The sequence below is a fragment of the Pseudomonas mangiferae genome (genome assembly GCF_007109405.1).
GTDB classification, from domain to species: domain Bacteria; phylum Pseudomonadota; class Gammaproteobacteria; order Pseudomonadales; family Pseudomonadaceae; genus Pseudomonas_T; species Pseudomonas_T mangiferae.
Window position 1 is genome coordinate 1 of sequence record NZ_VJOY01000018.1, and the last position, 26,722, is coordinate 26,722.

Below are 26,722 nucleotides of genomic sequence, written 5' to 3' on the forward strand. Positions count from 1 at the left end.
GGCGGGGGGCGCCGTCGCGGTAGACGATCTGCGGGGTGACGTCCAGGTAGGAGTGGGAGAAGCGCGCCTGGACCTTGCGGGCATCGCTGGCCACCAGGCCGGCGGCCGCCAGCACCGGGCCGTTGGGCTGGTTCAGGCGGGCGTAGAGGTCGTCCAGGTTGTCCGCGGTCTCCACCTGCAGCTTCACCCCCAGGTCCTCGGCGAACCGCTTCACCAGCTCGTACTCGAAGCCGGTCTCGCCGTTGCGGTCCTGGAAATAGGTGGCCGGGCTGTTGCGGGTCACGACCCGCAGCACGCCGGCTTCCTTGACCCGCTCCAGGGTCGTGGGCTGCTGTTTCTCCTCGCAGCCGGCAAGGGCCATGAGCAGCCCGAGGGCCAGCGGCCAGACGGCGCGACGGAAACGGAACGCGGAGGGGTTGGGCATCGGCGCAGTATACGCAAAGCGGCGAGGGCGCCATATCTGGACAGCGGCGGGGCGCTCTGCTAGGCGGATGGGGTTTCCGGATCGGCGTGGGATCGCCGCCGAAGGGCCCAGGAAACCCGCGAAGAGCCGCCGGTTCGCCACCTCGGGCCGGGCCCGCCGCAGCCTTGGGCGATCAGCCCCGATAGGCTAGAATGCACGGCCCCAACGCACCCCCTCCGAGGCTGTTCCCCGATGCTTATCCTGCGCGGCGCTCCTGCTCTTTCCGCTTTCCGCCACGGCAAACTGCTCGAACTCCTGACCGCCCGCGTGCCGGCCGTGACCGGCCTCTACGCCGAGTTCGCGCACTTCGCCGACGTCGCCGGGACCCTCGGCGATGACCAACGGCAGGTACTGGAACGCCTGCTGGAATACGGGCCGAGCGTGCCGGTGCGCGAGCCGAGCGGCCGCCTGTTCCTCTGCGTGCCGCGTTTCGGCACCATTTCGCCCTGGTCGAGCAAGGCCACCGACATCGCCCGCAACTGCGGTCTGGACGGCATCCGGCGCCTGGAGCGGGGCATCGCCTACTACGTCGAGGGGACCCTGAGCGAAGCCGAGGCCGGCGAGGTCGCCGCGCTGCTGCACGACCGCATGACCCAGCGGGTGCTGCCGCGCCTGGAGGATGCTTCCGCGCTGTTCAGCCACGCCGAGCCGCGGCCGCTGACCGCGGTGGACGTGCTGGGGGGCGGGCGCGCTGCCCTGGAGCAGGCCAACGTGGCGCTGGGGCTGGCGCTGGCCGACGACGAGATCGACTACCTGGTGAAGAGCTTCGGCGAGCTGGGGCGCAACCCCCACGACATCGAGCTGATGATGTTCGCCCAGGCCAACTCCGAGCACTGCCGGCACAAGATCTTCAACGCCAGCTGGGACATCGACGGCGAGAGCCAGGAGAAGTCGCTGTTCGGCATGATCAAGAACACCCACGCCCTGCACGGCGAGGGGGTGCTCAGCGCCTACAAGGACAACGCCGCGGTGATCGTCGGCCACCGTGCCGGGCGTTTCTTCCCCGACCCCGAGTCGCGCCGCTACGGCGCCGTCGAGGAGCCGGTGCACATCCTGATGAAGGTGGAGACCCACAACCACCCCACGGCCATCGCCCCGTTCCCCGGCGCTTCCACCGGTTCCGGTGGCGAGATCCGCGACGAGGGCGCCACCGGCCGCGGTGCCAAGCCCAAGGCCGGGCTGACCGGCTTCACCGTCTCCAACCTGAACATCCCCGGCTTCCAGCAGCCCTGGGAGAAGCCCTATGGCAAGCCCGAGCGTATCGTCACCGCTCTCGACATCATGATCGAGGGCCCGCTGGGCGGCGCCGCGTTCAACAACGAATTCGGTCGCCCGGCCCTGACCGGCTACTTCCGTACCTTCGAGCAGGCCATCGACACGCCCCGCGGCGAGGAAGTGCGCGGCTACCACAAGCCGATCATGCTCGCCGGCGGCATGGGCAACATCCGCGAGGAGCACGTGCAGAAGGCGGACATCCCGGTGGGCGCCAAGCTCATCGTGCTGGGTGGCCCGGCCATGCTCATCGGCCTCGGCGGCGGCGCGGCATCCTCCATGGACACCGGCGCCAGCTCCGCCGACCTGGACTTCGCCTCGGTGCAGCGGGACAACCCGGAAATGGAACGGCGCTGCCAGGAGGTCATCGACCGCTGCTGGCAGCTGGGCGCCGACAACCCCATCACGTTCATCCACGACGTCGGCGCCGGCGGCCTCTCCAACGCCCTGCCGGAACTGATCAACGACGGCGGCCGCGGCGGCCGCTTCGAACTGCGCAACGTGCCCAATGACGAGCCGGGCATGAGCCCGCTGGAAATCTGGTGCAACGAATCCCAGGAGCGCTACGTGCTGTCGGTGGCCGCCGCCGACTTCGAGCGCTTCAAGGCCATCTGCGAGCGCGAACGCTGCCCCTTCGCGGTGGTCGGCGAGGCCATCGAGGAGCGCCGCCTGACCGTGGCCGACACGCACTTCGGCAACGACGCCGTGGACATGCCCCTGGAGGTGCTGCTGGGCAAGGCCCCGCGCATGCACCGCAGCGCCGGTCGCGAGGCGGCCCTGGGCGATGATTTCGACGGCACCGGCCTGGACCTGGCCGAGTCGGTCGAGCGCGTGCTGCGTCACCCGGCGGTGGCCAGCAAGAGCTTCCTCATCACCATCGGCGACCGCACCATCACCGGTCTGGTGGCCCGCGACCAGATGGTCGGCCCGTGGCAGGTGCCGGTGGCCGACTGCGCGGTGACCGCCACCAGCTTCGACGTCCACACCGGCGAGGCCATGGCCATGGGCGAGCGCACCCCGCTGGCCCTGCTGGACGCGCCGGCCTCCGGGCGCATGGCCATTGGCGAGACCCTCACCAACTTGGCGGCGGCGCGCATCGAGCAACTGGGCGACATCAAGCTGTCCGCCAACTGGATGGCCGCCGCCGGCCACCCGGGCGAGGACGCACGGCTCTACGACACCGTGCACGCGGTGGGCATGGAGCTGTGCCCGGCCCTGGGCATCGCCATCCCGGTGGGCAAGGACTCCATGTCCATGAAGACCCGCTGGCAGGAAGACGGCGCGGACAAGAGCGTCACCGCGCCGCTGTCCCTGATCGTCACCGGCTTCGCGCCGGTGAGCGACATCCGCGGCACGCTGACCCCGCAGCTGCGCCTGGACAAAGGCGAGACCGACCTGATCCTGATCGACCTGGGCCGCGGGCAGAACCGCCTGGGCGGCTCGATCCTGGCCCAGGTTCACGGCAAGATCGGCCGCCAGGGCCCGGACGTGGACGATGCCGAGGACCTCAAGGCGTTCTTCGCGGTGATTCAGGGGCTGAACGCCGACGGCCACCTGCTGGCCTACCACGACCGCTCCGACGGCGGCCTGCTGACCACCGTGCTGGAAATGGCCTTCGCCGGCCACTGCGGCCTGGACCTGGCCCTGGACCCCCTGGCCGACGACCGGTCGGAGCTGGCGAGCGTGCTGTTCAACGAAGAGCTGGGGGCGGTGATCCAGGTGCGCCAGGACGCCACTCCCGAGGTTCTGGCCCAGTTCAGCGCCGCCGGCCTGGACGATTGCGTCGCGGTGATCGGCCAGCCGGTGAACGGCGCCGACGTCGCCATCCGCTTCGACGGCGAGCAGGTGTTCGTCGGCCAGCGGCGGCTGCTGCAGCGCCAGTGGAGCGAAACCAGCTACCGCATCCAGCGCCTGCGGGACAACGCCGAGTGCGCCGAGCAGGAATTCGACGCCCTGCTGGACGAGGACAACCCGGGGCTCTCGGTGAAACTGGCCTACGACGTGAACCAGGACGTCGCCGCGCCCTACATCAAGAAGGGCGTGCGGCCGTCGGTGGCGATCCTGCGGGAGCAGGGCGTCAACGGCCAGGTGGAAATGGCCGCGGCCTTCGACCGCGCCGGCTTCGCCGCGGTGGACGTGCACATGAGCGACGTGCTCGCCGGTCGCGTGGACCTGGCGGACTTCAAGGGCCTGGTGGCCTGCGGCGGCTTCTCCTATGGCGATGTGCTGGGTGCCGGCGAGGGCTGGGCCAAGTCGATCCTGTTCAACGCCCGGGCGCGGGATGCCTTCCAGGCGTTCTTCGAGCGCAAGGACAGCTTCGCCCTGGGCGTCTGCAACGGTTGCCAGATGATGTCCAACCTCCATGAACTGGTGCCGGGCAGCGAAGCCTGGCCGCACTTCGTGCGCAACCGCTCGGAGCAGTTCGAGGCGCGGGTGGCCATGGTCCAGGTGCAGGAGTCGCCGTCGATCTTCCTGCGCGGCATGGCCGGTTCGCGGCTGCCCATCGCCATCGCCCACGGCGAGGGCCACGCCGAGTTCGAGTCCGAGGAAGCCCTGCTGGAAGCCGACCTCTCCGGCTGCGTGGCGCTGCGCTTCGTCGACAACCACGGCAAGGTCAGCGAGCGCTATCCGGCCAACCCCAACGGCTCGCCCCGGGGCATCACCGGCCTGAGCAGCCGCGACGGCCGCGTGACCATCATGATGCCGCACCCGGAGCGGGTGTTCCGCGCCGTGCAGAACTCCTGGCGCCCGGATGACTGGCAGGAAGACGGCGGCTGGCTGCGGATGTTCCGCAACGCCCGGGTCTGGGTGGACTGATGGAGGCGGGCGGCGATCCCCGCAAGGAGGCGCCGCCGTTGCCGGAAGCTCGCCGGGTCAGGCCCGGCGAGGCGCTGCACTTGTGCACCTGCCGGCGGTCTCCCTATTCCCCCGATTGCCCGGCCACCTGTGGCGCGGGCCTGCGGGTCACGGTGGCCCGGGAGCGCCTGCTGCTGCTGTGCCGCTGCGGCGGTTCCCGGCAATTGCCGTGGTGCGACGGCAGCCATGTCCCGCCCACGCCCTCGCTGCGGGCGCGCTGGCGACGCTTTCTCTACGGCGAGGGATAGCGGGAGGCTTACGCCAATCCCAGCCGTACGTCGCCGAACAGCGCGATGGGTAGCCGGTCGAATTCACTGGGCGCGTGAGCAAGTCCTTGTGGTTGAAGGCATAATGCCATCAATGCCTGGCGCATCTGGTCGCCGCATCCCATCCTCGCGTCTGTCTCCGGAGGCTCCGATGTACAAGCTGTGTTTCTTCGTTCCCGAAACCCATCTCGAAGCGGTCAAGCGCGCGGTCTTCGCCGCCGGGGCGGGGCGGATCGGCGCCTATGACCAGTGCGCCTGGCAGGTGCTGGGCCAGGGCCAGTTCCGTCCCCTGGAAGGCAGCAAGCCCTATCTGGGGGAAACCGATACCTTGGAGCGGGTGGCGGAATGGAAGGTGGAGATGGTGGTGGCCGACGAGCTGATCCACGCGGCGGTCAAGGCGCTGAAGGCCAGCCACCCCTACGAGACACCGGCCTTCGACGTCTGGCGGCTGTCCGATCTGCAGTTCTAGCGAGATCCTGTTCTGAGCGAGATGCGGCGCCTCAGGGGCGGATCTCGATCATCGTGCCGTCCTTCACCAGGTTCCACACTTCGCGCATGTCGCTGTTGGTCATGGCGATGCAGCCCTCGGTCCAGTCCAGGGTGTGGAAGTACCATTCCGGGTATTCCGCGCTCAGCGGGGTCCCGTGGATCAGGATCATCCCGCCCGGCTTGACGTTGCGCGCCTTCGCCTCGGCGATGTCGCGGGCGTTGGGGTAGGAAATGTGCATGGCCAGGTTGTAGCGGGAGCTGGGCTTGCGCCAGTCGATCCAGTAGAAGCCTTCCGGCGTGCGCTGATCCCCCTCGCGGACCTTCGGCCCCTTCGGCTGCTTGCCCAGGGAGATGCGGTAGCTCTTCACCAGCTCGCCGCGATTGAGCAGGTGCAGTTTGTGCTCGCCCTTGAGCACCAGCACCTTGTCCACCGGCTTGCCTTCCACCCGGGCAGCAGTGTCGGCATGAGTAAAGGCCGCCGCGGCCAGGCAGAAGAGGGCGAACAACCAGCGCATCGAAGAGAATTCCCAGGGGGATCGCGACCGCGGCGCGGTCAGGGTTTGTCGAGAGCGGCCGCCAACGGCGCCAGGGGCTCGTTGCGAACCGGGAAGACCTGGGTCCGGCGGTCGGCGAAGAAGCATTCTAAGGTACGCCCCACGGTGGGGAAAGCCAGCTCTGACCAGGGGATCTCCTGTTCGTCGAACAGCCTCACCTCCAGGCTTTCCTCGCCCACCGCATAGGTCCCGTCGGCCAGCTCGGCACGGAAGAACAGGTACACCTGGTCGATGTGGGGCAGGTCGAAGAGCATGTAGAGCGCCAGGTCCTTCACCGGGGCGCCGGCTTCCTCCAGGGTTTCCCGGGCGGCGGCCTGGGCCAGGGTCTCGCCGTTCTCCATGAAACCGGCGGGCAGGGTCCAGTAGCCGCGGCGCGGTTCGATGGCGCGCCGGCAGAGCAGCACCCGGCCTTGCCACACCGGCAGGCAGCCGGCCACCACCCGCGGGTTCTGGTAGTGGATCGCCTGGCAGCCGTCGCAGACGTAGCGCAGGCGGTTGTCCCCGCTGGGGATGCGCTGGCACACGGGGCTGCCGCACTGGTTGCAGAATTTCATCGGGACTCCTCGAAGGCTGCGGCCATCTTGGCGGCAGTCACCGTCCCCGGCAAGCGCGGGCGGGCATCCGGGCGCGCGGTGGCGGGGCTTGGGCCGCTGGCGCGTTCGTGCCATGATGCCCGGCAGAACCCAAATCGAGGCCCCCGATGCTGGACGAGTTGCTGCGGCGCGTGCAGAGCCATACTCCCCGCCTGCTGGAAACCGACCGGGTATTCCCGGAAGCCGCCGTCCTGGTGCCGGTCACCCGCAGCGACGAGCCGGAGCTGGTGCTCACCCTGCGCGCCAGCGGCCTGTCCACCCACGGCGGCGAGGTGGCGTTCCCCGGCGGGCGCCGCGACCCCGAGGACCGCGACCTGGTGCATACCGCCCTGCGCGAGGCGGACGAGGAAATCGGCCTGCCGCCCGGCCTGGTGGAGGTGATCGGCCCCCTGAGCACGCTGGTGTCGCGCCACGGCATCAAGGTCACGCCCTACGTGGGCTTCGTGCCGGACTTCGTCGAGTACCGCCCCAACGACGCCGAGATCGCCGCGGTGTTCTCGGTGCCCCTGACATTCTTCTGCCGCGACCCCCGGGAAACCACCCACCGCATCGACTACCTGGGGCAGAGCTGGTACGTGCCCAGCTACCGCTTCGGCGAATTCAAGATCTGGGGCCTCACCGCGATCATGGTGGTGGAACTGGTCAACCTGGTCTTCGACGCCGGCATCGACCTGCACACGCCGCCGGCCACCTATCTCACCCTGAGCTGAGCCGGCACCCGCCGGCCCGAGTCCCGCAGAGGAACGCCTGATGAAATACGTCCTGGGCAACGACCGCGTCGACACCCATCCCGGCAGCTGGGTCGCCCCCGGCGCCACTCTGATCGGCAAGGTGCGCCTGGAGGCCGGCTCCAGCGTCTGGTTCGGCGCCGTGCTGCGCGGCGACAACGAGCTGATCCTGATCGGCGAGAACAGCAACGTGCAGGACGGGACGGTGATGCACACCGACCCCGGCTCGCCCCTGACCATCGGCCGCGGCGTGACCATCGGCCACAACGCCATGCTGCACGGCTGCAGCGTCGACGACTACAGCCTGATCGGCATCAACGCCGTGGTGCTCAACGGCGCCCGCATCGGCAAGCACTGCATCATCGGCGCCAACGCGCTGATTCCCGAGGGCAAGGTCATCCCCGATGGCAGCCTGGTGGTGGGCTCGCCCGGCCGGGTGGTGCGGGAGCTGGATGCGGCGCAGAAGAAGATGCTCGAAGCCAGCGCCGCCCACTATGTGCAGAACGCCCGGCGCTACGCCCGGGACCTGGTGGAGCAGCAGGACGGATGAGCGCGCCGCCGCGGGTCCCGTCGCCCTGCGTGCACATCTGCGCCCTGGACGACGAGGACATCTGCATCGGCTGCCAGCGCTCCATGGACGAGATCGTCCGCTGGGGCCGGATGGATGACGCCGAGCGCCGCCAGGTGCTGGTCCGCTGCGCCGCGCGCGGGCGGGCCAAGGGCGCCTATTTCGGCGATTCGCCCTGAGCGACCCGCCAGCCTTTCCCGGCCCGCGTCGCGGGCCTCCCCTCGCGGCCTCGGCCGCTCGTTCACCCGGATTGAGGAATGTCAGCGATGCCACGTATCGGAACCCCGCTTTCGCCCAGCGCGACCCGTGTCCTGCTTTGCGGCTCCGGCGAGCTCGGCAAGGAAGTGGCGATCGAACTGCAGCGCCTGGGCGTGGAAGTGATCGCGGTCGACCGGTATGCCGATGCGCCGGCCATGCAGGTGGCCCACCGCAGCCACGTCATCAGCATGCTGGACGGCGAGGCGTTGCGAGCGGTGATCGAGCGCGAGCGGCCCCACTTCATCGTCCCGGAGATCGAGGCCATCGCCACCGCGACCCTGGTGGAGCTGGAAGCCGAGGGCTACACCGTGGTGCCCACCGCCCGCGCCGCCCAGTTGACCATGAACCGCGAGGGCATCCGCCGGCTGGCCGCCGAGGAGCTGGGCCTGCCCACGTCGCCCTACCGCTTCGCCGACAGCCTGGAGGAGTACCGCGCCGGGGTCGCCGCGGTCGGTTACCCCTGCGTGGTGAAGCCGATCATGAGTTCCTCCGGCAAGGGCCAGAGCGTGCTCCGGTCCGACGCCGACCTGCAGGCCGCCTGGGATTACGCCCAGGAGGGCGGGCGCGCTGGCAAGGGACGGGTGATCGTCGAGGGGTTCATCGACTTCGACTACGAGATCACCCTGCTGACGGTGCGCCATGCCGGTGGCACCACCTTCTGCGCGCCCATCGGCCACCGTCAGGTGAAAGGCGATTACCACGAATCCTGGCAGCCCCAGGCCATGAGCCCGGCGGCCCTGGCCGAGTCCGAGCGTGTCGCCCGGGCGGTCACCGAGGCCCTGGGTGGGCGCGGGCTGTTCGGCGTGGAACTGTTCGTCAAGGGTGACCAGGTGTGGTTCAGCGAGGTGTCGCCGCGGCCCCACGACACCGGTCTGGTGACCCTGGTCTCCCAGGACCTGTCGGAATTCGCCCTGCACGCCCGGGCGATTCTCGGCCTGCCGATCCCGGCGATCCGCCAGTGCGGGCCGTCGGCCTCGGCGGTGATCCTGGTGGAAGGGGAGTCCACCCAGGTGAGCTACGGCAACCTGGGCGCGGCCCTGGCCGAGCCGGACACCGCGCTGCGCCTGTTCGGCAAGCCCGAGGTCAGCGGGCAGCGGCGCATGGGCGTGGCCCTGGCGCGCGATGAGTCCGTGCAAGCGGCCCGGGACAAGGCTGTGCGGGCGGCGGCTGCGGTACAGGTCCGGCTGTAAGCGAGAGGCCTGGCACGAGCCGAGCCCGCAGGGATACTCCTGGCGGGCTTGTTCGAAAGCGGTGATTGACCGTCGGGTGGGCGGAAGGCGTGTCCGGGCTAGCGCGCCCAGCGCTCGGCGGTGAAGCCGGCGTTCCACAGCTTCACCTGCTCCACCCGGTTGTGGGCGATCTCCTGGACCTCCAGGCGATACGGCCCGATCTTCAGGCACACGCCGCTTTCCGGCAGGCTCTCCAGGGCCTCGGTGATCAGGCCGTTGAGGGTCTTCGGCCCTTCGCTGGGCAACTGCCAGGACAGGCGCTGGTTGAGTTCGCGGATCAGCACGTTGCCGCTGATGCGGAAGCTGCCGTCCCCCAGCGCCTGGATGCCCTGGGGGAAGGGGGTCTCCAGGCTGGCGAAGTTGCCGATCAGTTGCTGGAGGATGTCCTCCAGGCTGACCAGGCCCACCAGTTCGCCGTACTCGTCCACCACCAGGGCGAGCCGGCGTTGCTGCTTCTGGAACTGGCGCAGCTGCTTGTCGAGGCTGGTGCTCTGGGGCACGAAATACGGCTCGCGGCTGGCGGCCAGCAGGGTATCCGCCTCGAACGTGCCTTCCCCCAGCAGACGGGCGATCTGCCGTACGTGAATCACCCCCTGGACCTGATTGACGTCGCCCCGGTACAGCGGCAGCCGGCTGTGGGGCGTGCGGCCCAGTTGCTCGATCATCTGCGCCGGCGTGCCGTTCAGGTCCAGCCCCTGGATCTGCCCGCGAGGCACCATCACCTCGCTGACCGTCAGGTGCTCGAGCACGCGCAGCGGGTCGTCGGCGGTCGGCACCGCGGCGTCAGCGGCCACGGGCGTACGCCGCCGGTGGCTCAGGTACACCAGCAGCAGGGCCAGGATCAGGGCGACCGACAAACCGAGCAGCAGGCCGGGAAGAAAACCGAAACCGTTCATGGGGCGTTCAGACGTGCAGGATGAATTCGCGGACCAGCTTGCTGCCGAAATACGCCAGCATCAGCAGGCAGAAGCCGGCCAGGGTCCAGCGGATCGCCTTGTGGCCGCGCCAGCCCAGGCGGTGGCGTCCCCACAGCAGCACGCCGAACACCACCCAGGCGAAGCAGGACAGGATGGTCTTGTGGGCCAGGTGCTGGGCGAACAGGTTCTCGACGAACAGCCAGCCGGACACCAAGGACAGCGACAGCAGCGCCCAGCCGGCCCAGAGGAAGCCAAACAGCAGGCTCTCCATGGTCTGCAGCGGCGGGAAGTTGCGGATCAGCCCGGACGGGTGCTTGTGCTTGAGCTGGTAGTCCTGCATCAGCAGCAGCAGCGACTGGAACACCGCCATGGTCAGCAGGCCGTAGGCGAGGATCGACAGCAGGATGTGGGCGAGAATGCCCGGCGCCTCGTCGATCGGGCTGACCGTGCCGGACGGCAGGAACTGCGCCAAGAGTACCGTCAGCAGGCCCAGGGGCAGCAGCACCAGCAGCAAGTTTTCCACCGGAATGCGCAGGCAGGCCAGCAGGGTCAGCAGGATGACCGCGAAGGCGATCAGGCTGGCGGCGTTGAAGAAGTCGAGGGACAGGCCCGGCGCCGCATGCAGCTGCATGAACAGGCTGCTGCCGTGGAACAGCAGCGCCACGGCGATGAGCAGCGCGAGCAGGGGTTTGTTCGGCTTTTCGTGTCTGGCCAGGCGAAGGCCTTGGTAGAAAGTGGCGCCGGCGTACAGGGCGGAGGCCACCAGGCTGGGCAGCAGGGGGTGCATAAATCCTTGTAAGGCAAGCCCGAAAGAGCGCGAGTGTGGCACAGAACCGGCCGCCCACGAAAGACCGCGGGCGGTGTCGAGGCGTTGAACTCTTCTATATAATCCGCGGCCTGTCGCATTGCCCGGGCGCGCTCGCCGTCGCCACGGCCTCCGCCTCCACGTTTCCAAGGAACGCGCATGTTCGAAAACCTCACAGACCGCCTCTCGCAGACGCTGCGCCACGTCACCGGCAAGGCCAAGCTGAGCGAGGAGAACATCAAGGACACCCTGCGCGAGGTCCGCATGGCCTTGCTGGAGGCGGACGTCGCGCTGCCGGTGGTCAAGGACTTCGTCAACAAGGTCAAGGAGCGGGCGGTGGGCACCGAGGTGTCCAAGAGCCTGACCCCGGGCCAGGCGTTCGTGAAGGTGGTGCGCGCCGAGCTGGAAGAGTTGATGGGCGCGGCCAACGAGGACCTGGCGCTGAACGCGGCGCCGCCCGCGGTGATCCTGATGGCCGGCCTGCAGGGCGCGGGCAAGACCACCACCGCCGGCAAGCTGGCGCGCTTCCTCAAGGAGCGCAAGAAGAAGACGGTGATGGTGGTGTCCGCCGACGTCTACCGCCCGGCGGCCATCAAGCAGCTGGAAACCCTCGCCGGGGAAGTCGGGGTGACTTTCTTCCCCTCCGACCTGAGCCAGAAGCCGGTGGCCATCGCCGAGGCGGCGATCCGCGAGGCCAAGCTCAAGTTCATCGACGTGGTCATCGTCGATACCGCCGGTCGCTTGCACGTCGACGCCGAGATGATGGACGAGATCAAGGCCGTCCACGGCGCGATCCGCCCGGTGGAGACCCTGTTCGTGGTGGACGCCATGACCGGTCAGGACGCCGCCAACACCGCCAAGGCCTTCAATGACGCATTGCCCCTGACCGGCGTGGTGCTGACCAAGGTGGACGGCGACGCCCGTGGCGGCGCGGCGCTGTCGGTGCGGGCCATCACCGGCAAGCCGATCAAGTTCCTCGGCATGGGCGAGAAGAGCGAGGCGCTCGACCCGTTCCACCCGGACCGCATCGCGTCGCGCATCCTCGGCATGGGCGACGTGCTCAGCCTGATCGAGCAGGCCGAGCAGAACCTGGATCGCGAGAAGGCCGAGAAGCTCACCAAGAAGCTGAAGAAGGGCAAGGGCTTCGACCTGGAAGACTTCCGCGACCAGTTGCAGCAGATGAAGAACATGGGCGGCCTCGGCGGCCTCATGGACAAGCTGCCGATGCTCGGCGGCCTCAACCTGGGGCAGATGGGCAACGCCCAGAACGTCGCGGAGAAGCAGTTCAAGCAGATGGAGGCGATCATCGACTCCATGACCCCGGCGGAGCGCCGCGACCCGGACATCATCAGCGGCTCGCGCAAGCGGCGCATCGCCCTGGGCTCGGGCACCCAGGTCCAGGACGTGGGCAAGCTCATCAAGCAGCACAAGCAGATGCAGAAGATGATGAAGAAATTCACCGCCAAGGGCGGCATGGCGAAGATGATGCGCGGCCTGGGCGGCATGCTCCCCGGCGGCGGCATGCCCAAGCTGTGAGCGGCGCGGCCCGCCCGGGCCGCTACCGTTGAGAGCGCCGGCTAAAAAGGCATTTGCAAACCGCCGGATAACCCTTAGAATATGCGGCCTTTCGGGCCCATGGCCCAGCCTGCAATCTCGTTTTGCAAAGCACCGACTACAGGAACGAAGTTCAATGGTAACCATCCGTCTTGCCCGTGGCGGCTCCAAGAAGCGCCCCTTCTACCACCTGACCGTGACCAACAGCCGCAATGCGCGCGACGGTCGTTTCGTGGAGCGTATCGGTTTCTTCAACCCGATCGCCACTGGCGCTGAAGTGAAGCTCTCCGTGGACCAGGAACGCGCCAACTACTGGCTGAGCCAGGGCGCCCAGCCGTCCGAGCGCGTCGCTCAACTGCTGAAGGAAGCGGCCAAGGCTGCTGCCTGAGCACGCTCCCAACCGACATGACCACGCTCCCGGCGCCTGCCGATGACCTCATTGTTCTCGGCACGATCACGTCGGTGCATGGCATACGGGGTGAAGTGAAGGTCTACTCCTTCACCGATCCGCTGGACAACCTGCTGGAGTATCGCCACTGGACGCTTCGGCGCGAGGGCGAGAGCCGGCAGGCCGAGCTGGTCTCGGGACGCCTGCAGGGCAAGGTCCTGGTGGCCAAGCTCAAGGGGCTGGACGATCGCGAGATCGCCCGCACCTACGCCGGCTACGACATCTGCGTGCCGCGCAGTGAACTGCCCGTATTGGACGACGACGAATACTACTGGTACCAGCTCGAAGGCCTGAGGGTCATCGATCTGGAGGGCCGGTTGTTCGGCGTCATCGACCACCTGCTGGAAACCGGCGCCAACGACGTCATCGTCGTCAAACCGTGCACCGGCAGCCTGGACGATCGCGAGCGCCTGCTGCCCTACACGGAGCAGTGCGTGCGTTCGGTGGACCTGGCGGCCGGCGAGATGCGGGTCGACTGGGACGTGGATTTCTGAGTCCATGTGCGCCATGCGGGTCGACGTCATCAGCATCTTTCCGGAGATGTTCGCCGCCATCGGCGAGTACGGCATCACCAGCCGGGCGATGAAGCAGGGGTTGTTGCAGTTGACCTGCTGGAATCCCCGGACCTTCACCGAAGACCGTCACCAGACCGTGGATGACCGGCCCTTCGGCGGCGGCCCCGGCATGGTGATGAAGATTCAGCCCCTGGAACGTGCCCTGGCTGCTGCCAGGCAATCGGCCGGGGAGGGGGCGAAGGTGATCTACCTGTCGCCCCAAGGCCGCCCGCTTCGGCAGGCGGCCGTGCGCGACCTGGCGAACGAGGAGGCGTTGATCCTCATCGCCGGTCGCTACGAAGGCATCGACGAGCGCTTCATCGAGGCGCACGTCGACGAGGAATGGTCGATCGGCGATTACGTGTTGTCCGGCGGTGAGCTGCCGGCGATGGTGCTGATCGACGCGGTGACCCGCCTGTTGCCCGGCGCGCTGGGCCATGCGGATTCCGCCGAGGAGGATTCGTTTACCGACGGCCTGCTCGACTGCCCTCATTACACCCGACCCGAGGTGTATGAGGGTAAAGGTGTTCCACCGGTGCTGCTCAGCGGCAACCACGAACACATCCGGCGCTGGCGTTTGCAGCAGTCCCTCGGACGGACCTACGAACGACGCGCCGATCTTCTGGATTGCCGCTCGCTTTCTGGAGAAGAACAGAAGCTGCTGACGGAGTACCTCCGCCAGCGGGACGATAGTCAACGTATCGATGGCGAACCCGGTTCGTCTTAGGAGCACAGCATGACCAACAAGATCATTCAGCAACTCGAAGCTGAACAAATGAGCAAAGAGATCCCGGCGTTCGCCCCCGGCGACACCGTGGTCGTACAGGTGAAAGTGAAGGAAGGCGACCGTTCCCGCCTGCAGGCCTTCGAAGGCGTGGTCATCGGCAAGCGTAATCGCGGCCTGAACAGCGCGTTCACCGTGCGCAAGATCTCCAGCGGCGTGGGCGTCGAGCGTACCTTCCAGACCTACTCCCCGCTGGTCGACAGCATCAGCGTCAAGCGCCGCGGCGACGTGCGCAAGGCCAAGCTTTACTACCTCCGCAACCTGTCCGGCAAGGCTGCGCGCATCAAGGAAAAACTGGCCTGAGGCCGGTCTTCCGTTCGAACGGAGCAGCCCTCGGGCTGCTCTTTTCGTTTCTGGCGTACCCTCCGTATGTCCGCGTCGCCCAAGACGGGCGCTGATCGTCACCCACTCGACCCGTTGCCGATGCCAATGGCCGTACTCGACCATCCGCTGATCGACCGCTACCTCGATGCCCTCTGGCTGGAGAAAGGCCTGTCGGCGCATACCCGGGCGGCCTATCACAGCGACCTCGGGCATTACCATGCCTGGCTGCACCAACGTGGCCTGGAACTCGAGCACGCCGGGCGCGAGCCGATCCTCAACTACCTGGCCTGGCGCCTGGGCGAGGGCTACAAGGCGCGCTCCACGGCACGGTTTCTCTCCGGCCTGCGGGGCTTTTACCGGTTCCTGCTGCGGGAGCGCCTGGTAATGGTCGACCCCACCTTGCAGGTAGAGATGCCGCAACTCGGCCGTCCCCTGCCCAAGTCGCTGTCCGAGCAGGATGTGGAAAGCCTGCTGGCTGCGCCCGAGGTGGACGACCCCCTGGGCCTGCGGGACCGCGCGATGCTGGAAGTGCTCTATGCCTGCGGGCTGCGGGTCAGCGAGCTGGTGGGCCTGACCCTGGAGCAGGTCAACCTGCGCCAGGGCGTGGTGCGGGTGACCGGCAAGGGTGACAAGGAGCGCCTGGTGCCGCTGGGGGAAGAGGCCATCGCCTGGCTGGAGCGCTATCAGCGGGAAGCGCGTCCGCTGTTGCTGGCGGGCAAGCCCAGCGACGTGCTGTTCCCCAGCCTGCGGGGCGAACAGATGACCCGCCAGACCTTCTGGCATCGGATCAAGCTTCACGCGAAGGTGGCCGGCATCGCCAAGGCGCTGTCGCCCCATACCCTGCGGCATGCCTTCGCCACCCACCTGCTCAACCACGGCGCTGACCTGCGGGTGGTGCAGATGCTGTTGGGCCACAGCGACCTTTCTACCACGCAGATCTACACCCATATCGCCCGGGCCCGCCTGCAGGACCTGCACGCCCAGCATCACCCGCGCGGCTGATGATGCCGCTCGGCAGCGGGCCCGGACGGCGCGCCGGCGATCTGTGGTAGGCTTTTCCCATTCCAGACAGGAGTGCCTCATGCGCGTTTCCCGAATCTTGACCGGCGCGGCGTTCACCCTCGCCGCCGCTTTCGTCCAGGCCGCTGCTAGCGATCCCGACAAAGCGATCCGGCAGACTCTCACGTCCATCCAGCCCGATCTGCCCATCGAGGCCGTTTCCGAGAGCCCGCTCAACGGCGTGTTCCAGGTGCACCTCAAGGGTGGCCGCGTCCTCTATGCCAGTGGCGATGGCCAGTACGTCATGCAAGGCATGCTGTTCCATGTGGAAAACGGCGAGGCGGTGAACCTCACCCAGAAGGCGGAAAGCAAGGGCATTGCCAAGGCGATCGGCAGCATTCCCACCAGCGACATGGTGGTGTTTGCGCCGAAGAATCCCAAGACCCACATCACCGTGTTCACCGACACCGACTGTGGTTATTGCCAAAAGCTGCACAGCGAAGTCGCCGAGCTGAACCGCGAAGGCGTCGAGGTGCGTTACGTGGCGTTCCCGCGCCAGGGCATCGGTTCACACGGCTACAACACCCTGGTCAGCGTCTGGTGCTCCAAGGATCGCCAGGCGGCCATGAACAAGGCGAAGAACCGCGAGGACATTCCGCCGGCCCAATGCGACAACCCGGTGGCGCGCGAGTACCAGCTCGGCCAGTCCATCGGCGTCAACGGCACCCCCGCGGTCGTGCTGGCCGACGGCCAGTTGATCCCCGGCTACCAGCCGGCCCCCGACCTGGCGAAGATCGCCCTGGCGGCCAGCAAGGCGGCCACCCAGGCCAACTGAGCCTGACCGCTCATCGGCCGCGGCGTCCTGCCGCGGCTTTCCTGGCAACCCTCCGGGTCGCTCCGGCTCGAACAGGTAACGGGTTCGCCCCGGTCCACCGGAGGAGATGCCATGAAACTCGAAGGGTCCTGCCATTGCCGCGCCGTGCGGTTTTCCCTGGAATCCGCCCAGCCCTATCCCTTCATGCGCTGCTATTGCTCCATCTGTCGCAAGACGGCGGGCGCCGGTGGCTACGCCATCAACCTGGGCGGCGACAACCGGACCCTGAAGATCCAGGGGCGCGAGCACGTCGCGGTCTACCGGGCGCGCTTGGAGAATGCCGAAGGGGGCACCACCCTTAGCTCCGGTCACCGGCACTTCTGCAAGACCTGCGGCAGCGCCCTGTGGCTGTGGGATTCCAACTGGCCGGACCTGGTGCACCCCCACGCGTCGGCCATTGACACGCCACTGCCGGTGCCGCCTGAGCACACCCACCTGATGCTGGACGCCAAGCCCGCCTGGGTGGAGCTGCAGAAGGGTCCCCGCGACCAGTGCTTCGCCGAATATCCCGAGGAGTCCCTGGCCGACTGGCACGCCCGCCTCGGCCTGGACGGTCGCTGAACCCCGTCCATCGCAGGTCGCGCCCGGTCCGCGCCATTTGACTAAAGACCGGACGCTTCGTAATGTTCGGCTCCTTTTCCTTGGTCGGATCGCCGACCGTCTGCAGTAATGGGGAGCGCAGCGTGAATCCGGTCAAAGTAGGCATCTGTGGGTTGGGGACCGTCGGGGGCGGCACCTTCAATGTACTCAAGCGAAACGCCGAGGAAATCGCCCGCCGTGCCGGCCGCGAGATCGAAGTGGCCCAGATCGCTGCCCGTCGTCCCAACCCGAAGTGCGAAACCGGCGAAACCCCCCTCACCGCCGACATTTTCGCCCTGGCGGACAACCCCGAGATCGACATCGTCGTCGAGTTGATCGGCGGCTACACCCTGGCCCGCGACCTGGTGCTCAAGGCCATCGACAATGGCAAGCACGTGGTGACCGCCAACAAGGCGCTGATCGCCGTGCACGGCAACGAGATCTTCGCCCGCGCCCGGGCCAAGGGGGTGATCGTCGCCTTCGAGGCAGCGGTGGCCGGCGGCATCCCGGTGATCAAGGCGATCCGCGAGGGCCTTGCCGCCAACCGCATCGACTGGCTGGCGGGCATCATCAACGGCACCGGCAACTTCATCCTCAGCGAGATGCGCGAGAAAGGCCGCGCCTTCGCCGACGTGCTGCAGGAAGCCCAGGCCCTGGGCTACGCCGAGGCTGACCCGACCTTCGACGTCGAAGGCATCGACGCCGCCCACAAGCTGACCATCCTCGCCTCCATCGCCTTCGGCATCCCGCTGCAATTCGACAAGGCCTATACCGAGGGCATCAGCCGCCTCACCAGCGCCGACGTCGGCTATGCCGAGGCCCTGGGCTACCGGATCAAGCACTTGGGCGTGGCACGCCGCACCGCCAGCGGCTTCGAGCTGCGGGTACACCCCACCCTGATCCCTGCCGACCGCCTGATCGCCAACGTCAATGGGGTGATGAATGCGGTGATGGTGCATGGCGATGCCGTGGGCAGCACCCTGTTCTACGGCTCCGGCGCCGGCATGGAGCCCACTGCTTCGGCGGTGGTGGCGGACCTGGTGGACGTGGTGCGGGCTATGACCTCGGACCCGGAGAACCGCGTGCCGCACCTGGCGTTCCAGCCCGACTCGCTGTCGGATCACCCGATCCTGCCCATCGACGCCTGCGAGAGCGCCTACTACCTGCGTATCCAGGCCAAGGATCACCCGGGTGTGCTGGCCCAGGTGGCCACCATCCTCTCGGAGCGCGGCATCAACATCGAGTCGATCATGCAGAAGGAGGTCGAGGAGCACGACGGCCTGGTGCCGATGATCCTGGTCACTCACCGCGTGGTGGAAGCGCGCATCGACGACGCCATCTCCGCCCTGGAAAGCCTGGAAGGGGTGTCCGGCAAGGTGGTGCGGATCCGCGTCGAACAACTGAATTGACCGGCCGACCCGCCGCGACTCACCGGCCGTCACGGCCCTCACGGTTCGCCACCCAACGCGAAGGTTTTTGAAGATGCGCTACATCAGTACCCGCGGCCAAGCCCCCGCCCTGAATTTCGAAGACGTGCTGCTCGCCGGCCTGGCCAGCGACGGCGGCCTCTACGTGCCGGAAAGCCTGCCCCGCTTCACCCTGGAGGAAATCGGCTCCTGGGCCGGCCTGTCGTACCCGGAACTGGCCTTCCGGGTGATGCGGCCCTTCGTCGCCGGCAGCATCGCCGACGCCGATTTCCGCCGCATCCTGGAGGAAACCTACGCCACCGGTCCCCAGGGCGTGTTCGCCCACTCTGCGGTGGCGCCACTGCGCCAGCTAGGCGGCAACGAGTGGGTGATGGAGCTGTTCCACGGCCCGACCCTGGCCTTCAAAGACTTCGCCCTGCAGCTGCTGGGCCGCCTGCTGGACCACGTGCTGGCCAAGCGTGGCGAGCGGGTGGTGATCATCGGCGCCACCTCCGGCGATACCGGCTCGGCCGCCATCGAAGGCTGCCGCCGCTGCGACAACGTGGACATCTTCATCCTCCACCCGCACCAGCGGGTGTCCGAGGTCCAGCGCCGGCAGATGACCTCGGTGTTCGGCGACAACATCCACAACATCGCCATCGAGGGCAACTTCGACGACTGCCAGGAGATGGTCAAGGCCAGCTTTGCCGACCAGTCGTTCCTCAAGGGCACCCGCCTGGTGGCGGTGAACTCCATCAACTGGGCGCGGATCATGGCCCAGATTGTCTATTACTTCCATGCGGCGCTGCAGCTCGGCGCGCCGGCGCGCTCCGTGGCGTTCTCGGTGCCCACCGGTAACTTCGGCGACATCTTCGCCGGCTACCTGGCGCGCAACATGGGGCTGCCGATCAACCAGCTGATCGTCGCCACCAACCGCAACGACATCCTGCACCGCTTCATGAGCGGCAACCGCTACGTCAAGGAAACCCTGCACCCGACCCTGTCGCCGTCCATGGACATCATGGTCTCGTCCAACTTCGAGCGCCTGCTGTTCGACCTGCACGGCCGCAGCGGGGCCGCCATCGCCGGGCTGATGGACACCTTCCGCCAGGGCGGCGGCTTCAGCGTCGAGGAAGCGCGCTGGACCGAGTCGCGCCGGCTGTTCGATTCCCTGGCGGTGACCGACCAGGAGACCTGCGAGACCATCGCCGAGGTGTACCGCGACTGCGGCGAGGTCCTCGACCCCCACACCGCCATCGGCGTGCGCGCCGCGCGGGCCTGCCGTCGCCATGGCGCCACGCCCATGGTCATCCTCGGCACGGCCCACCCGGTGAAATTCCCCGACGCGGTGCGCCAGGCCGGCGTCGGCCGCGCCCTGGATCTGCCCGCCCACCTGACCGACCTGTTGCAGCGGGACGAGCGCTGCACCGTGCTGCCCAACAGCCTGGAAGCGGTGCAGGCCTTCGTCGCCCAGCATGGCAACCGCGGCAAGCCGCTCTGACACGCCCCACCGCGCGTTGAATGGAAAAAGGCCGGCTCGCCGTGAGGGAGCCGGCCTTCTCGCTTGTGGCTTACGCAGAATTACGGTAAGAGTTCATAGAACTTCGGGCTATGAACCGGAGTCAGTGATGAACCTACCACTCTTCTACAGGTGATCGACATGGACAGCACGATTCAATTGCTGGTTGATGCCCTGGCACCCTACGAGGTGTCCCTGGGACTTCCCGGTCCCGATGGCGCACGGCTGATTACGCTGCGGAACGAGTCCGGAGAGGCCGTGGCGAAGCGCCTGGTGCGGGCGTTCGAGCTGAACGACCGTACGCTGCTCACCGACGTGGTGGATGGCCTGCGCCGTGACCTGCTGGTGAGCCGGAACCGCATCGACCCGATGGTGGCCGCTGCCGCCCTTGCCCGCAGCCAGCAGCAGGTCTATGCCGCCTGTTGAGCGTCACGCAAGTCGTGAATCGAAAAGAGCCCCGCCCGTCGGGGCTTTTTTCATTGGGGAACATGATGGGTTCGGGGCGGTCAGTATCTTTACGGCGCGTCATACCATTCCGCTCCTATGGTGACCCCACGCGCCGGCCTGGCTCTCTGAGCCGGGTGTTTAACCCCGAGCCTCCCTCCCCAGGGCTCGGGGTTTATTTTTTTCCGCTTCTGGAAAAATGTCTTCCCGATCGACTTCCGCCGGCACGCCTCGCCTAGAGGTCGTCCCGTAGCCGCTGGCGAAGGATCTCGTCCTTCAGCAATGGCGCCAGCGGTACGTCCGCCGGGGTGCCCGGATGCCACCAGTGCAGCGCCTCCAGTTCCGCCTGCGGCGTCACCGCGTCGTCGAGGCGCGCCGTATAGAGGTCGGCGTCGATCCAGGTATCGGCCTCGTTGGCCGCCCGGGCCTGGAAGCGGCCCAGAGGCGTCAAGGCCTCGGGGGGCAGGCGCAGCTCCAGTTCCTCCCACAGCTCGCGGGTCAGTGCGGCCAGGGACGTCTCGCCGGGTTCGCGCTTGCCGCCGGGCAGCATGAAGAAACGGGTGCCACGCTTGCGTACCAGCAACAGGCGACCTTGGGCGTCCCGCAGGCAGGCGGCGGCGATGGACAACTGGACAGGCATGGACGGCTCCGGACATACCCCGGATCGGGGCGGCGGCGAGGATAACCCAGGGGCGGTCGTCATGCGGTACGGGCGTTGTGCGGCGACAACCGGTACCCTATGCGGCTGTTTTCTCCGCTTTCCATCGAGGTAGCCCCGTGTTTGCCCAATTCGCCCTGCACGAACGCCTGCTCAAGGCCGTCGCCGAACTGAATTTCGACGAACCCACCCCCGTGCAGGTGGCGGCCATCCCGCCGGCGCTGGAAGGCCGCGACCTGCGGGTGATCGCACAGACCGGCAGCGGCAAGACCGCCGCTTTCCTCCTGCCGCTGCTCAACGGCCTGATGGGCGACCCGCAGCCGCGGGTGCGCATCCGCGCGCTGATCCTGCTGCCGACCCGGGAACTGGCCCAGCAGACCCTCAAGGAAGTGGAGCGCTTCTCCCAGTTCACCTTCATCAAGTCGTCGCTGGTGACCGGCGGCGAGGACTTCAAGGTCCAGGCGGCGGTGCTGCGCAAGGTGCCGGACATCCTCATCGCCACCCCGGGCCGGCTGATCGAGCACCTGGACGGCGGCAAGCTCGACCTGTCGGAGGTGGAAGTGCTGGTCCTCGACGAGGCCGACCGCATGCTGGACATGGGCTTCTCGGACGACGTCCAGCGCATCATCGGCTGCTGCGACAAGCGCCGGCAGACCCTGCTGTTCTCCGCTACCAGCGGTGGCGCCGCGCTGCGGGAGATGGTCGCCCAGGTGCTGCGCGATCCCCTGCACCTGCGCCTGAACGCCGTGGGCGAGCTGAGCGAGGGCGTCCGCCAGCAGATCATCACGGCCGACGACACCGCCCACAAGGAACGCCTGGTGGCGTGGCTGCTGGCCAACGAGACCTACCGCAAGGCCATCGTCTTCACCAACACCCGGGCCCAGGCGGAGCGCCTGAGCGGCCTGCTGATCGCCCGCGAGTTCAAGGTGTTCGTCCTGCACGGCGAGAAGGACCAGAAGGACCGCAAGCTGGCCATCGAGCGCCTGCGCCAGGGCGCGGTGAAGATCCTGGTGGCCACCGACGTTGCCGCCCGTGGCCTGGACGTGGAGGGGCTGGACCTGGTGATCAACTTCGACATGCCGCGCTCCGGCGATGACTACGTGCACCGGGTGGGCCGCACCGGCCGCGCCGGCGCCGAGGGCCTGGCGGTCTCGCTGATCTGCCACACCGACTGGAACCTGATGTCCAGCGTCGAGCGCTACCTGAAGCAGCAGTTCGAGCGGCGCGTAATCAAGGAGCTCAAGGGCAGCTACAGCGGGCCGAAGAAGGTCAAGGCCTCCGGCAAGGCGGCCGGGACCAAGAAGAAAAAGCTCGACAAGAAAACCGACAAGGCCAAGCCGGCCGCCAAGCGCAAGCCGACGGCCCGCCGCCCCAAGGGCGATGCGCCGGCGCCCCTGGTCAGCCAGGATGGGCTGGCGCCGCTCAAGCGGCGTACCCGCGAGGAGTGAGGCACGCGCCCATGGCGCTCGCATCCCCATGAAAAAGGCCGCCCCGAGGGGCGGCCTTTTCGTTTCCGCTGAGAGGCGTCAGCGGGTCATGGGCTCTTGCTGCTCTTGGCAGGCGCCGGATCGGCCCTGCGGTCCGCTTCGTCCAGCTCCTTCAGGCGACGGTCGTAGGCGGCGCAGTCATCGGGGAGCGACTCGGCAGTGCTCTTCACCGGCATCTTGTTCAGCTCTTCGTTGATCTCCTTGGCCTTCTGCGGGTTCTGCTCGGTGACTTCCTTGACCTTGGCGGCCAGTTGCTTGGCCTTGGCCTCGGCTTCATCCGGGGTGCAGGTGGCGAACGCCGACAGCGGCGCGAGCAGGGCGAGGGCGGTGCCCAGGGCGTAGAGGGTCTTCATGATCGGCTCCTTGAGGCGCTACACGGTGATATCCAGTTGATGGCCACGGCCGCGGGAAAGTTCAGCGAACCCGGTCGCGGCTCTGCACCGCCAGTTCCAGGGCCTTCTGCATGTCCAGGCGCGCCGAGCGGCCGATGTCCTTGTCATGGAGGTCGTAGCCACGCTCCGAGGGAATGATCGGTGCGGTCAGGTCGTCGCCGTCCACCGGTTCGAAGTCGTAGTTCTCGCCGATGGTCATGGCGCTGCGCCGCAGCAGCATGCGCACTTGCTCGGGCTGCAGGCGCGGGTTGATGGACAGCATGGCGGCGACGATGCCGGTGACCATGGGCGTGGCGTAGGAGGTGCCGCAATGCACCGCGCCGCGCTCCCCCGGCGCCAGGGTAGAGGCCCGGGTACAGGCGGAGGCGGTGATGTCCACCCGCATGTCGATGTTGGAGGTCTCGCGCTTCACCGCGAAGCCGGGGTCCTGCACCGGCAGGCCCTTGTCCTCGCTGCGCTGGTGGCCGCCCACCACCAGCAACTGCTCGGTGATGAAAGAGGAGGGCAGGCGGTACTCGTCGGTCCCGGAGAACGATGAGCCGTTGCCGGCGGAGTTCACCACCACCACGTCCGGGTGCTCGCGGCGCAGCCAGAGGAAGAACTCCTCCAGCAACTCTTCGTAGCCACCCATGGCGATGCCGGAGCGCACCAGGGAATCCACCTCGTCGCCCTCGACGTTCACGGCGCCGACCCGGTGGATGCCCCAGCTCCAGTTGAGGACCCGCACGCCGTCCTCCACCAGGTTCACCGAGGCGGCGATGTTGGCGGTGATGCCGGCGTCGGAGTTGCGCTCGACGATCACCTCGAAGCCGGGGCCGGCGCGGTCCAGGCCGCTGAGGAACCCCATGTTGCCACCCGGCTCCCAGCTGGCGGCGAGGATGCCGGCCACGGTGGAGCCATGGCCATCGGGCGCGTGGGCATCCCGCGCGTACAGGCAGGTGCGCTGCTGCCGGCTGTTGCAGCCGCCGCGGTAGGGGGAGAAGTCCGGCGAGTCGAAGTCCACCTCCCGTTCGATCACGCCGATGCGCAGGGGCGTGGTGGCCACCGGCGAGGCCTGGCTGGGGATGCGCCGGCGGTAGTAGTTCACAGCGTCCATGAAGCGGTTGGCGGCCCATTCGTCGCCGTGGGGCTTGTCGGGCTTGTCGTCGGCCTTCGGCTTGGCGGCTTCGCCTTCCTCGCCTTTCTCCGGGGCGGACTCCTCGACGATCACGGCGTCGACAGTGACTTCGCTGCCCAGGCGCAGCACCAGTGCGTCTCGCTCGGTGAGGTCTTTCGCCGGCAGGCGCAGCTGGTAGACGTTCAGCGGCGGGATCGCCCCCACCACCTGGGCGCCGTAGCGCTCGGCGAGACGCTTGGCTTCGTCGAGGCCGGGGTGGTCCTCCTCGATCAGCACGCTCACCAGGTTCACGTAGGTGGTGAGCCCGTCCATGTTCTTCGCCACCTCGTTGGGCGTGGCCGCCAGCACCTGGCTGGCGTTGAGGGACAACCACACCGGGTTGCTTTCCCGGCTGCCCTGGCGGAGCCACACCGGGCCGCTGCGCTGCTGCCCGGCCTGCAGTTCCAGGCGCAGGGTCTCGCCCTCCCGGGTGACCTGCCGGGCGGGCAGGGCCCGGCCGTCTAGCAGGACCTGGTACGGCCCGTCGGCGAGGCCGGCGGCATCCAGGCAGAACCGTTGCTGCTTCTGCTCCAGCAGGTCGCCGCAGCGTTGCAGGCGTTCCACCCGCAAGGGCTCCTCGGCGCCGGCGGATGTGGCGCCGCAGGCCAGTAGAAGAGGCAACCAGGGCAGGGAAAAAGGGCGGGAGCGACGCGGGGAACAGCGGAACGACCACATGGGCAACCAGCACTCGAAAACCGTCGGATAGCGGTGTGACTGCCCCCCGCTCGCATTCGTTCAGGACGCCGGTAAGCGGCCGCCGGCTTGGTGCGGCTGGCGGGTCAGGCATGGTTGGCGAAGGGCGACCGGCGGGCGCCAGCCCGTGAGGGGGAGCGGGCGAGGTACGGCTGTCGAGCCGGCACATTCCCAAGTCGCCGCCAAGCAGTAACCGGTGTTCTTCGACTCGATGCCCGCCCCAGGTTGTCACCGGAGCGACTCTCTGGCCGTGGCGGCTGCCCTCCCAGAGTCTCACCCGTCGGCCTTGGCCCCACCCGTGACCCCGGGTCGCACGGCCTCGCGTGGATCGAACCATCCCCGAGCGGCGGGGGTCGGTATTTTCAGGGACGCGATTCCACGTCCTCATGACGAGAGGATTTTCGTATGGCTTACGATTGGGAGCTCATCGAGCGTTTGCTGCACGAGGCGCAGAACTCGGCCAACGACTCGTTCAAACCCCGCGTCTACGCGGAAGAACTGGCCAGTGACCGTCTCGCGGCCGGCCAGCCCATCGGCGGCAGCGTGGACCACCTCAAGCAGGTGGCTGGCGACCTGGAAGGCGTGCTGTACGAAGGCGGCTTCATCGAGGAGCGCCCGGAGGAGCTGGGCGGTGGCGCCAACAACTACATCCTGACCGCCCGGGGTTCGCGCCTGCTCAGCCTGATCGGCAGCAGCTTCCCGGAGAGCGTGGCGTTTCGCCGGCTGCTGGACGAGCAGGGCGAGGTGGTGCTGTCGGACGGTTCGATCTTCGACCGCATCGCCGATAACGCAGCGCGCGCCTGATCGCGTAGGCGGCCCATCGGCCGCCGCCCCCGGCATGAAAAACGGCGCGGCCTTCGGGTCCGCGCCGTTTTCATTGGGCCCGGGTCAGGCCTTGCGCAGGTAATGCACGCTGAACAGCTCGCGGTCGTCCAGCCACACGTGAACCGGGGCGAACCCGGCCGTACCCGCCAGGTGCTGGAAGCCCTCAACGGTGTACTTGTAGGAGTTCTCGGTGTGCAGCGTCTCGCCCGGGGCGAAGTGGAACTGCTGGCGCTCGATGCGCACCGTCTGCGCCCGCGGGCTGGCCAGGTGCATCTCGATGCGCGATTGCGCCTCGTTGTAGAACGCGCGGTGGGAGAAATGGGCCGGACGGATATCGCTGTCCAGCTCGTCACGAATACGCCAGAGCAGGTTCAGGTTGAACGCCGCGGTGACCCCGGCGCGATCGTTGTAGGCCGCTTCCAGGGTGCGGGTGTCCTTCACCAGGTCGACGCCGATCAGCAGCCCGCCGCCGGCCGGCAGCAGGGCGTGCAGGTTCTCCAGAAAGGCGCGGGCGTCCTGGGGATCGAAGTTGCCGATGCTGGAGCCGGGGAAGAACGCCAGAGGCCGTTCACCGATGGCGTCCGCCGGCAGACTCATGGGGCGGGTGAAGTCGGCGCAGGCGGCATGTACCTCCAGCCAGGGGTAGTCGGCGCCCAGGCGGTGGGTGCTGCTGAGCAGGAAGTCCCGGGAGATGTCGATGCCCAGGTAGCTGGCCGGGCGCATTGCTTCCAGCAGCAGGCGCACCTTGCGGCTGGCGCCGCTGCCCAGTTCCACCAGGCTGGCGCCCGGGCCGGCGATCTCGGCGATCTCGGCGGCGGCACGGCGCAGGATCGCCTCTTCGGTACGGGTCGGGTAGTACTCCGGCTGCAGGCAGATCTGCTCGAACAGCTCGGAGCCGCGCCGATCGTAGAAGAATTTCGGCGGCGTGTGCTTGGGGGAGGCGGCGAAACCTGCCAGGACATCCTGGCGCAGTTCGTTGTCGTCGTGCAGGTCGTACTGGTCGTGCAAGCGGATCGCAAGGGCCATGC

29 protein-coding genes are annotated in these 26,722 nt (G+C 67.9%); 20 read left to right on the forward strand and 9 right to left on the reverse strand.

What is annotated here, in order from left to right; all coding sequences use genetic code 11:
* Positions 1-424 (reverse strand): transporter substrate-binding domain-containing protein (locus tag FM069_RS18630; RefSeq protein WP_143489877.1); only part of this gene is annotated, 424 nt, incomplete at its 3' end.
* Between the two features lie 231 nt (positions 425-655).
* Here FM069_RS18630 and purL point away from each other — a divergent pair.
* The 3 genes from purL to FM069_RS18645 all read left to right on the forward strand — a co-directional run bounded on the left by purL (position 656) and on the right by FM069_RS18645 (position 5,326).
* Positions 656-4,552, forward strand: a complete 3,897-nt coding sequence (gene purL / locus FM069_RS18635; RefSeq protein ID WP_143489878.1) for a phosphoribosylformylglycinamidine synthase — start codon at positions 656-658, stop codon at positions 4,550-4,552.
* Positions 4,553-4,590: 38 nt separating this feature from the next.
* Positions 4,591-4,839 (forward strand): CDGSH iron-sulfur domain-containing protein, encoded by a 249-nt coding sequence (locus tag FM069_RS18640; RefSeq protein WP_233282084.1) that lies wholly within the window; start codon positions 4,591-4,593, stop codon positions 4,837-4,839.
* Positions 4,840-5,008: 169 nt separating this feature from the next.
* Complete coding sequence (locus tag FM069_RS18645; RefSeq protein ID WP_143489880.1) at positions 5,009-5,326, forward strand: Nif3-like dinuclear metal center hexameric protein; 318 nt, start codon at positions 5,009-5,011, stop codon at positions 5,324-5,326.
* Between the two features lie 31 nt (positions 5,327-5,357).
* Here FM069_RS18645 and FM069_RS18650 read toward each other — a convergent pair whose 3' ends face one another.
* Together FM069_RS18650 and FM069_RS18655 are read right to left on the reverse strand one after the other, a co-directional pair.
* Positions 5,358-5,861, reverse strand: a complete 504-nt coding sequence (locus FM069_RS18650; protein ID WP_143489881.1) for a L,D-transpeptidase family protein — start codon at positions 5,859-5,861, stop codon at positions 5,358-5,360.
* A 38-nt stretch (positions 5,862-5,899) separates the two neighbouring features.
* The gene (locus FM069_RS18655) at positions 5,900-6,454 is read right to left on the reverse strand and encodes an NUDIX hydrolase (protein ID WP_143489882.1); all 555 of its coding nucleotides are present in this window, start codon (positions 6,452-6,454) and stop codon (positions 5,900-5,902) included.
* 146 nt (positions 6,455-6,600) lie between these two features.
* Between FM069_RS18655 and FM069_RS18660 the strand changes: the two genes are divergently transcribed.
* The 4 genes from FM069_RS18660 to purT all read left to right on the forward strand — a co-directional run bounded on the left by FM069_RS18660 (position 6,601) and on the right by purT (position 9,237).
* Positions 6,601-7,203: a CoA pyrophosphatase gene (locus FM069_RS18660; protein WP_143489883.1), complete on the forward strand. Its 603-nt coding sequence runs from the start codon at positions 6,601-6,603 to the stop codon at positions 7,201-7,203.
* Between the two features lie 40 nt (positions 7,204-7,243).
* Entirely contained in the window at positions 7,244-7,771 is a 528-nt protein-coding gene (locus tag FM069_RS18665) for a gamma carbonic anhydrase family protein (protein WP_143489884.1), read from the forward strand.
* Positions 7,768-7,968: a DUF1289 domain-containing protein gene (locus FM069_RS18670; protein WP_143489885.1), complete on the forward strand. Its 201-nt coding sequence runs from the start codon at positions 7,768-7,770 to the stop codon at positions 7,966-7,968. Before FM069_RS18665 ends, FM069_RS18670 begins: the two co-directional genes overlap by 4 nt.
* An 87-nt stretch (positions 7,969-8,055) precedes the next feature.
* Entirely contained in the window at positions 8,056-9,237 is a 1,182-nt protein-coding gene (gene purT, locus FM069_RS18675; protein WP_143489886.1) for a formate-dependent phosphoribosylglycinamide formyltransferase, read from the forward strand.
* Between the two features lie 98 nt (positions 9,238-9,335).
* On the opposite strand, the gene FM069_RS18680 is transcribed toward purT, so the two are convergent.
* Both FM069_RS18680 and FM069_RS18685 read right to left on the reverse strand, forming a co-directional pair.
* Positions 9,336-10,172 (reverse strand): transporter associated domain-containing protein, encoded by an 837-nt coding sequence (locus FM069_RS18680; protein ID WP_143489887.1) that lies wholly within the window; start codon positions 10,170-10,172, stop codon positions 9,336-9,338.
* A gap of 7 nt (positions 10,173-10,179) precedes the next feature.
* Positions 10,180-10,980, reverse strand: coding sequence for a cytochrome C assembly family protein (locus FM069_RS18685; RefSeq protein ID WP_143489888.1), 801 nt, complete (start codon positions 10,978-10,980; stop codon positions 10,180-10,182).
* A 177-nt stretch (positions 10,981-11,157) separates the two neighbouring features.
* On the opposite strand from FM069_RS18685, the gene ffh reads away from it, so the two are divergent.
* The 11 genes from ffh to FM069_RS18740 all read left to right on the forward strand — a co-directional run bounded on the left by ffh (position 11,158) and on the right by FM069_RS18740 (position 20,465).
* The gene (gene ffh, locus FM069_RS18690; protein ID WP_143489889.1) at positions 11,158-12,534 is read left to right on the forward strand and encodes a signal recognition particle protein; all 1,377 of its coding nucleotides are present in this window, start codon (positions 11,158-11,160) and stop codon (positions 12,532-12,534) included.
* Between the two features lie 154 nt (positions 12,535-12,688).
* Positions 12,689-12,940 carry a 30S ribosomal protein S16 gene (gene rpsP / locus FM069_RS18695; RefSeq protein ID WP_143489890.1) on the forward strand — a complete coding sequence of 84 codons (252 nt, stop codon included), beginning with the start codon at positions 12,689-12,691 and terminating at the stop codon, positions 12,938-12,940.
* A gap of 17 nt (positions 12,941-12,957) precedes the next feature.
* The gene (rimM, locus tag FM069_RS18700; protein WP_143489891.1) at positions 12,958-13,494 is read left to right on the forward strand and encodes a ribosome maturation factor RimM; all 537 of its coding nucleotides are present in this window, start codon (positions 12,958-12,960) and stop codon (positions 13,492-13,494) included.
* Between the two features lie 4 nt (positions 13,495-13,498).
* Positions 13,499-14,281 (forward strand): tRNA (guanosine(37)-N1)-methyltransferase TrmD, encoded by a 783-nt coding sequence (trmD, locus tag FM069_RS18705; RefSeq protein ID WP_143489892.1) that lies wholly within the window; start codon positions 13,499-13,501, stop codon positions 14,279-14,281.
* A 9-nt stretch (positions 14,282-14,290) separates the two neighbouring features.
* The gene (gene rplS, locus FM069_RS18710; protein ID WP_143489893.1) at positions 14,291-14,641 is read left to right on the forward strand and encodes a 50S ribosomal protein L19; all 351 of its coding nucleotides are present in this window, start codon (positions 14,291-14,293) and stop codon (positions 14,639-14,641) included.
* 126 nt (positions 14,642-14,767) lie between these two features.
* Positions 14,768-15,664, forward strand: coding sequence for a site-specific tyrosine recombinase XerD (gene xerD / locus FM069_RS18715; RefSeq protein ID WP_143489945.1), 897 nt, complete (start codon positions 14,768-14,770; stop codon positions 15,662-15,664).
* 79 nt (positions 15,665-15,743) lie between these two features.
* Positions 15,744-16,496, forward strand: a complete 753-nt coding sequence (locus FM069_RS18720; RefSeq protein ID WP_143489894.1) for a DsbC family protein — start codon at positions 15,744-15,746, stop codon at positions 16,494-16,496.
* Positions 16,497-16,607: 111 nt separating this feature from the next.
* Positions 16,608-17,096 carry a GFA family protein gene (locus FM069_RS18725; RefSeq protein WP_143489895.1) on the forward strand — a complete coding sequence of 163 codons (489 nt, stop codon included), beginning with the start codon at positions 16,608-16,610 and terminating at the stop codon, positions 17,094-17,096.
* A 122-nt stretch (positions 17,097-17,218) separates the two neighbouring features.
* Positions 17,219-18,523 carry a homoserine dehydrogenase gene (locus FM069_RS18730; protein ID WP_143489896.1) on the forward strand — a complete coding sequence of 435 codons (1,305 nt, stop codon included), beginning with the start codon at positions 17,219-17,221 and terminating at the stop codon, positions 18,521-18,523.
* 73 nt (positions 18,524-18,596) lie between these two features.
* Complete coding sequence (gene thrC, locus FM069_RS18735) at positions 18,597-20,021, forward strand: threonine synthase (RefSeq protein WP_143489897.1); 1,425 nt, start codon at positions 18,597-18,599, stop codon at positions 20,019-20,021.
* A 159-nt stretch (positions 20,022-20,180) separates the two neighbouring features.
* Positions 20,181-20,465 carry a DUF3509 domain-containing protein gene (locus tag FM069_RS18740; protein WP_143489898.1) on the forward strand — a complete coding sequence of 95 codons (285 nt, stop codon included), beginning with the start codon at positions 20,181-20,183 and terminating at the stop codon, positions 20,463-20,465.
* Positions 20,466-20,718: 253 nt separating this feature from the next.
* On the opposite strand, the gene FM069_RS18745 is transcribed toward FM069_RS18740, so the two are convergent.
* Entirely contained in the window at positions 20,719-21,123 is a 405-nt protein-coding gene (locus tag FM069_RS18745; RefSeq protein ID WP_143489899.1) for an NUDIX hydrolase, read from the reverse strand.
* 137 nt (positions 21,124-21,260) lie between these two features.
* On the opposite strand from FM069_RS18745, the gene FM069_RS18750 reads away from it, so the two are divergent.
* On the forward strand, positions 21,261-22,589 hold the full coding sequence (locus FM069_RS18750) for a DEAD/DEAH box helicase (protein ID WP_143489900.1): 1,329 nt from the start codon (positions 21,261-21,263) through the stop codon (positions 22,587-22,589).
* 86 nt (positions 22,590-22,675) lie between these two features.
* Here FM069_RS18750 and FM069_RS18755 read toward each other — a convergent pair whose 3' ends face one another.
* Complete coding sequence (locus FM069_RS18755; protein WP_143489901.1) at positions 22,676-22,981, reverse strand: hypothetical protein; 306 nt, start codon at positions 22,979-22,981, stop codon at positions 22,676-22,678.
* A 61-nt stretch (positions 22,982-23,042) separates the two neighbouring features.
* The gene (locus tag FM069_RS18760; protein ID WP_143489902.1) at positions 23,043-24,851 is read right to left on the reverse strand and encodes a S8/S53 family peptidase; all 1,809 of its coding nucleotides are present in this window, start codon (positions 24,849-24,851) and stop codon (positions 23,043-23,045) included.
* A 423-nt stretch (positions 24,852-25,274) separates the two neighbouring features.
* Here FM069_RS18760 and FM069_RS18765 point away from each other — a divergent pair, with 423 nt between their 5' ends.
* Positions 25,275-25,673 (forward strand): transcriptional regulator, encoded by a 399-nt coding sequence (locus FM069_RS18765; protein WP_143489903.1) that lies wholly within the window; start codon positions 25,275-25,277, stop codon positions 25,671-25,673.
* 84 nt (positions 25,674-25,757) lie between these two features.
* Here FM069_RS18765 and egtD read toward each other — a convergent pair whose 3' ends face one another.
* A complete protein-coding gene (egtD, locus tag FM069_RS18770; protein WP_143489904.1) occupies positions 25,758-26,720 on the reverse strand; it encodes an L-histidine N(alpha)-methyltransferase in 963 nt (320 codons plus the stop codon).
* Positions 26,721-26,722: the final 2 nt, after the last annotated feature.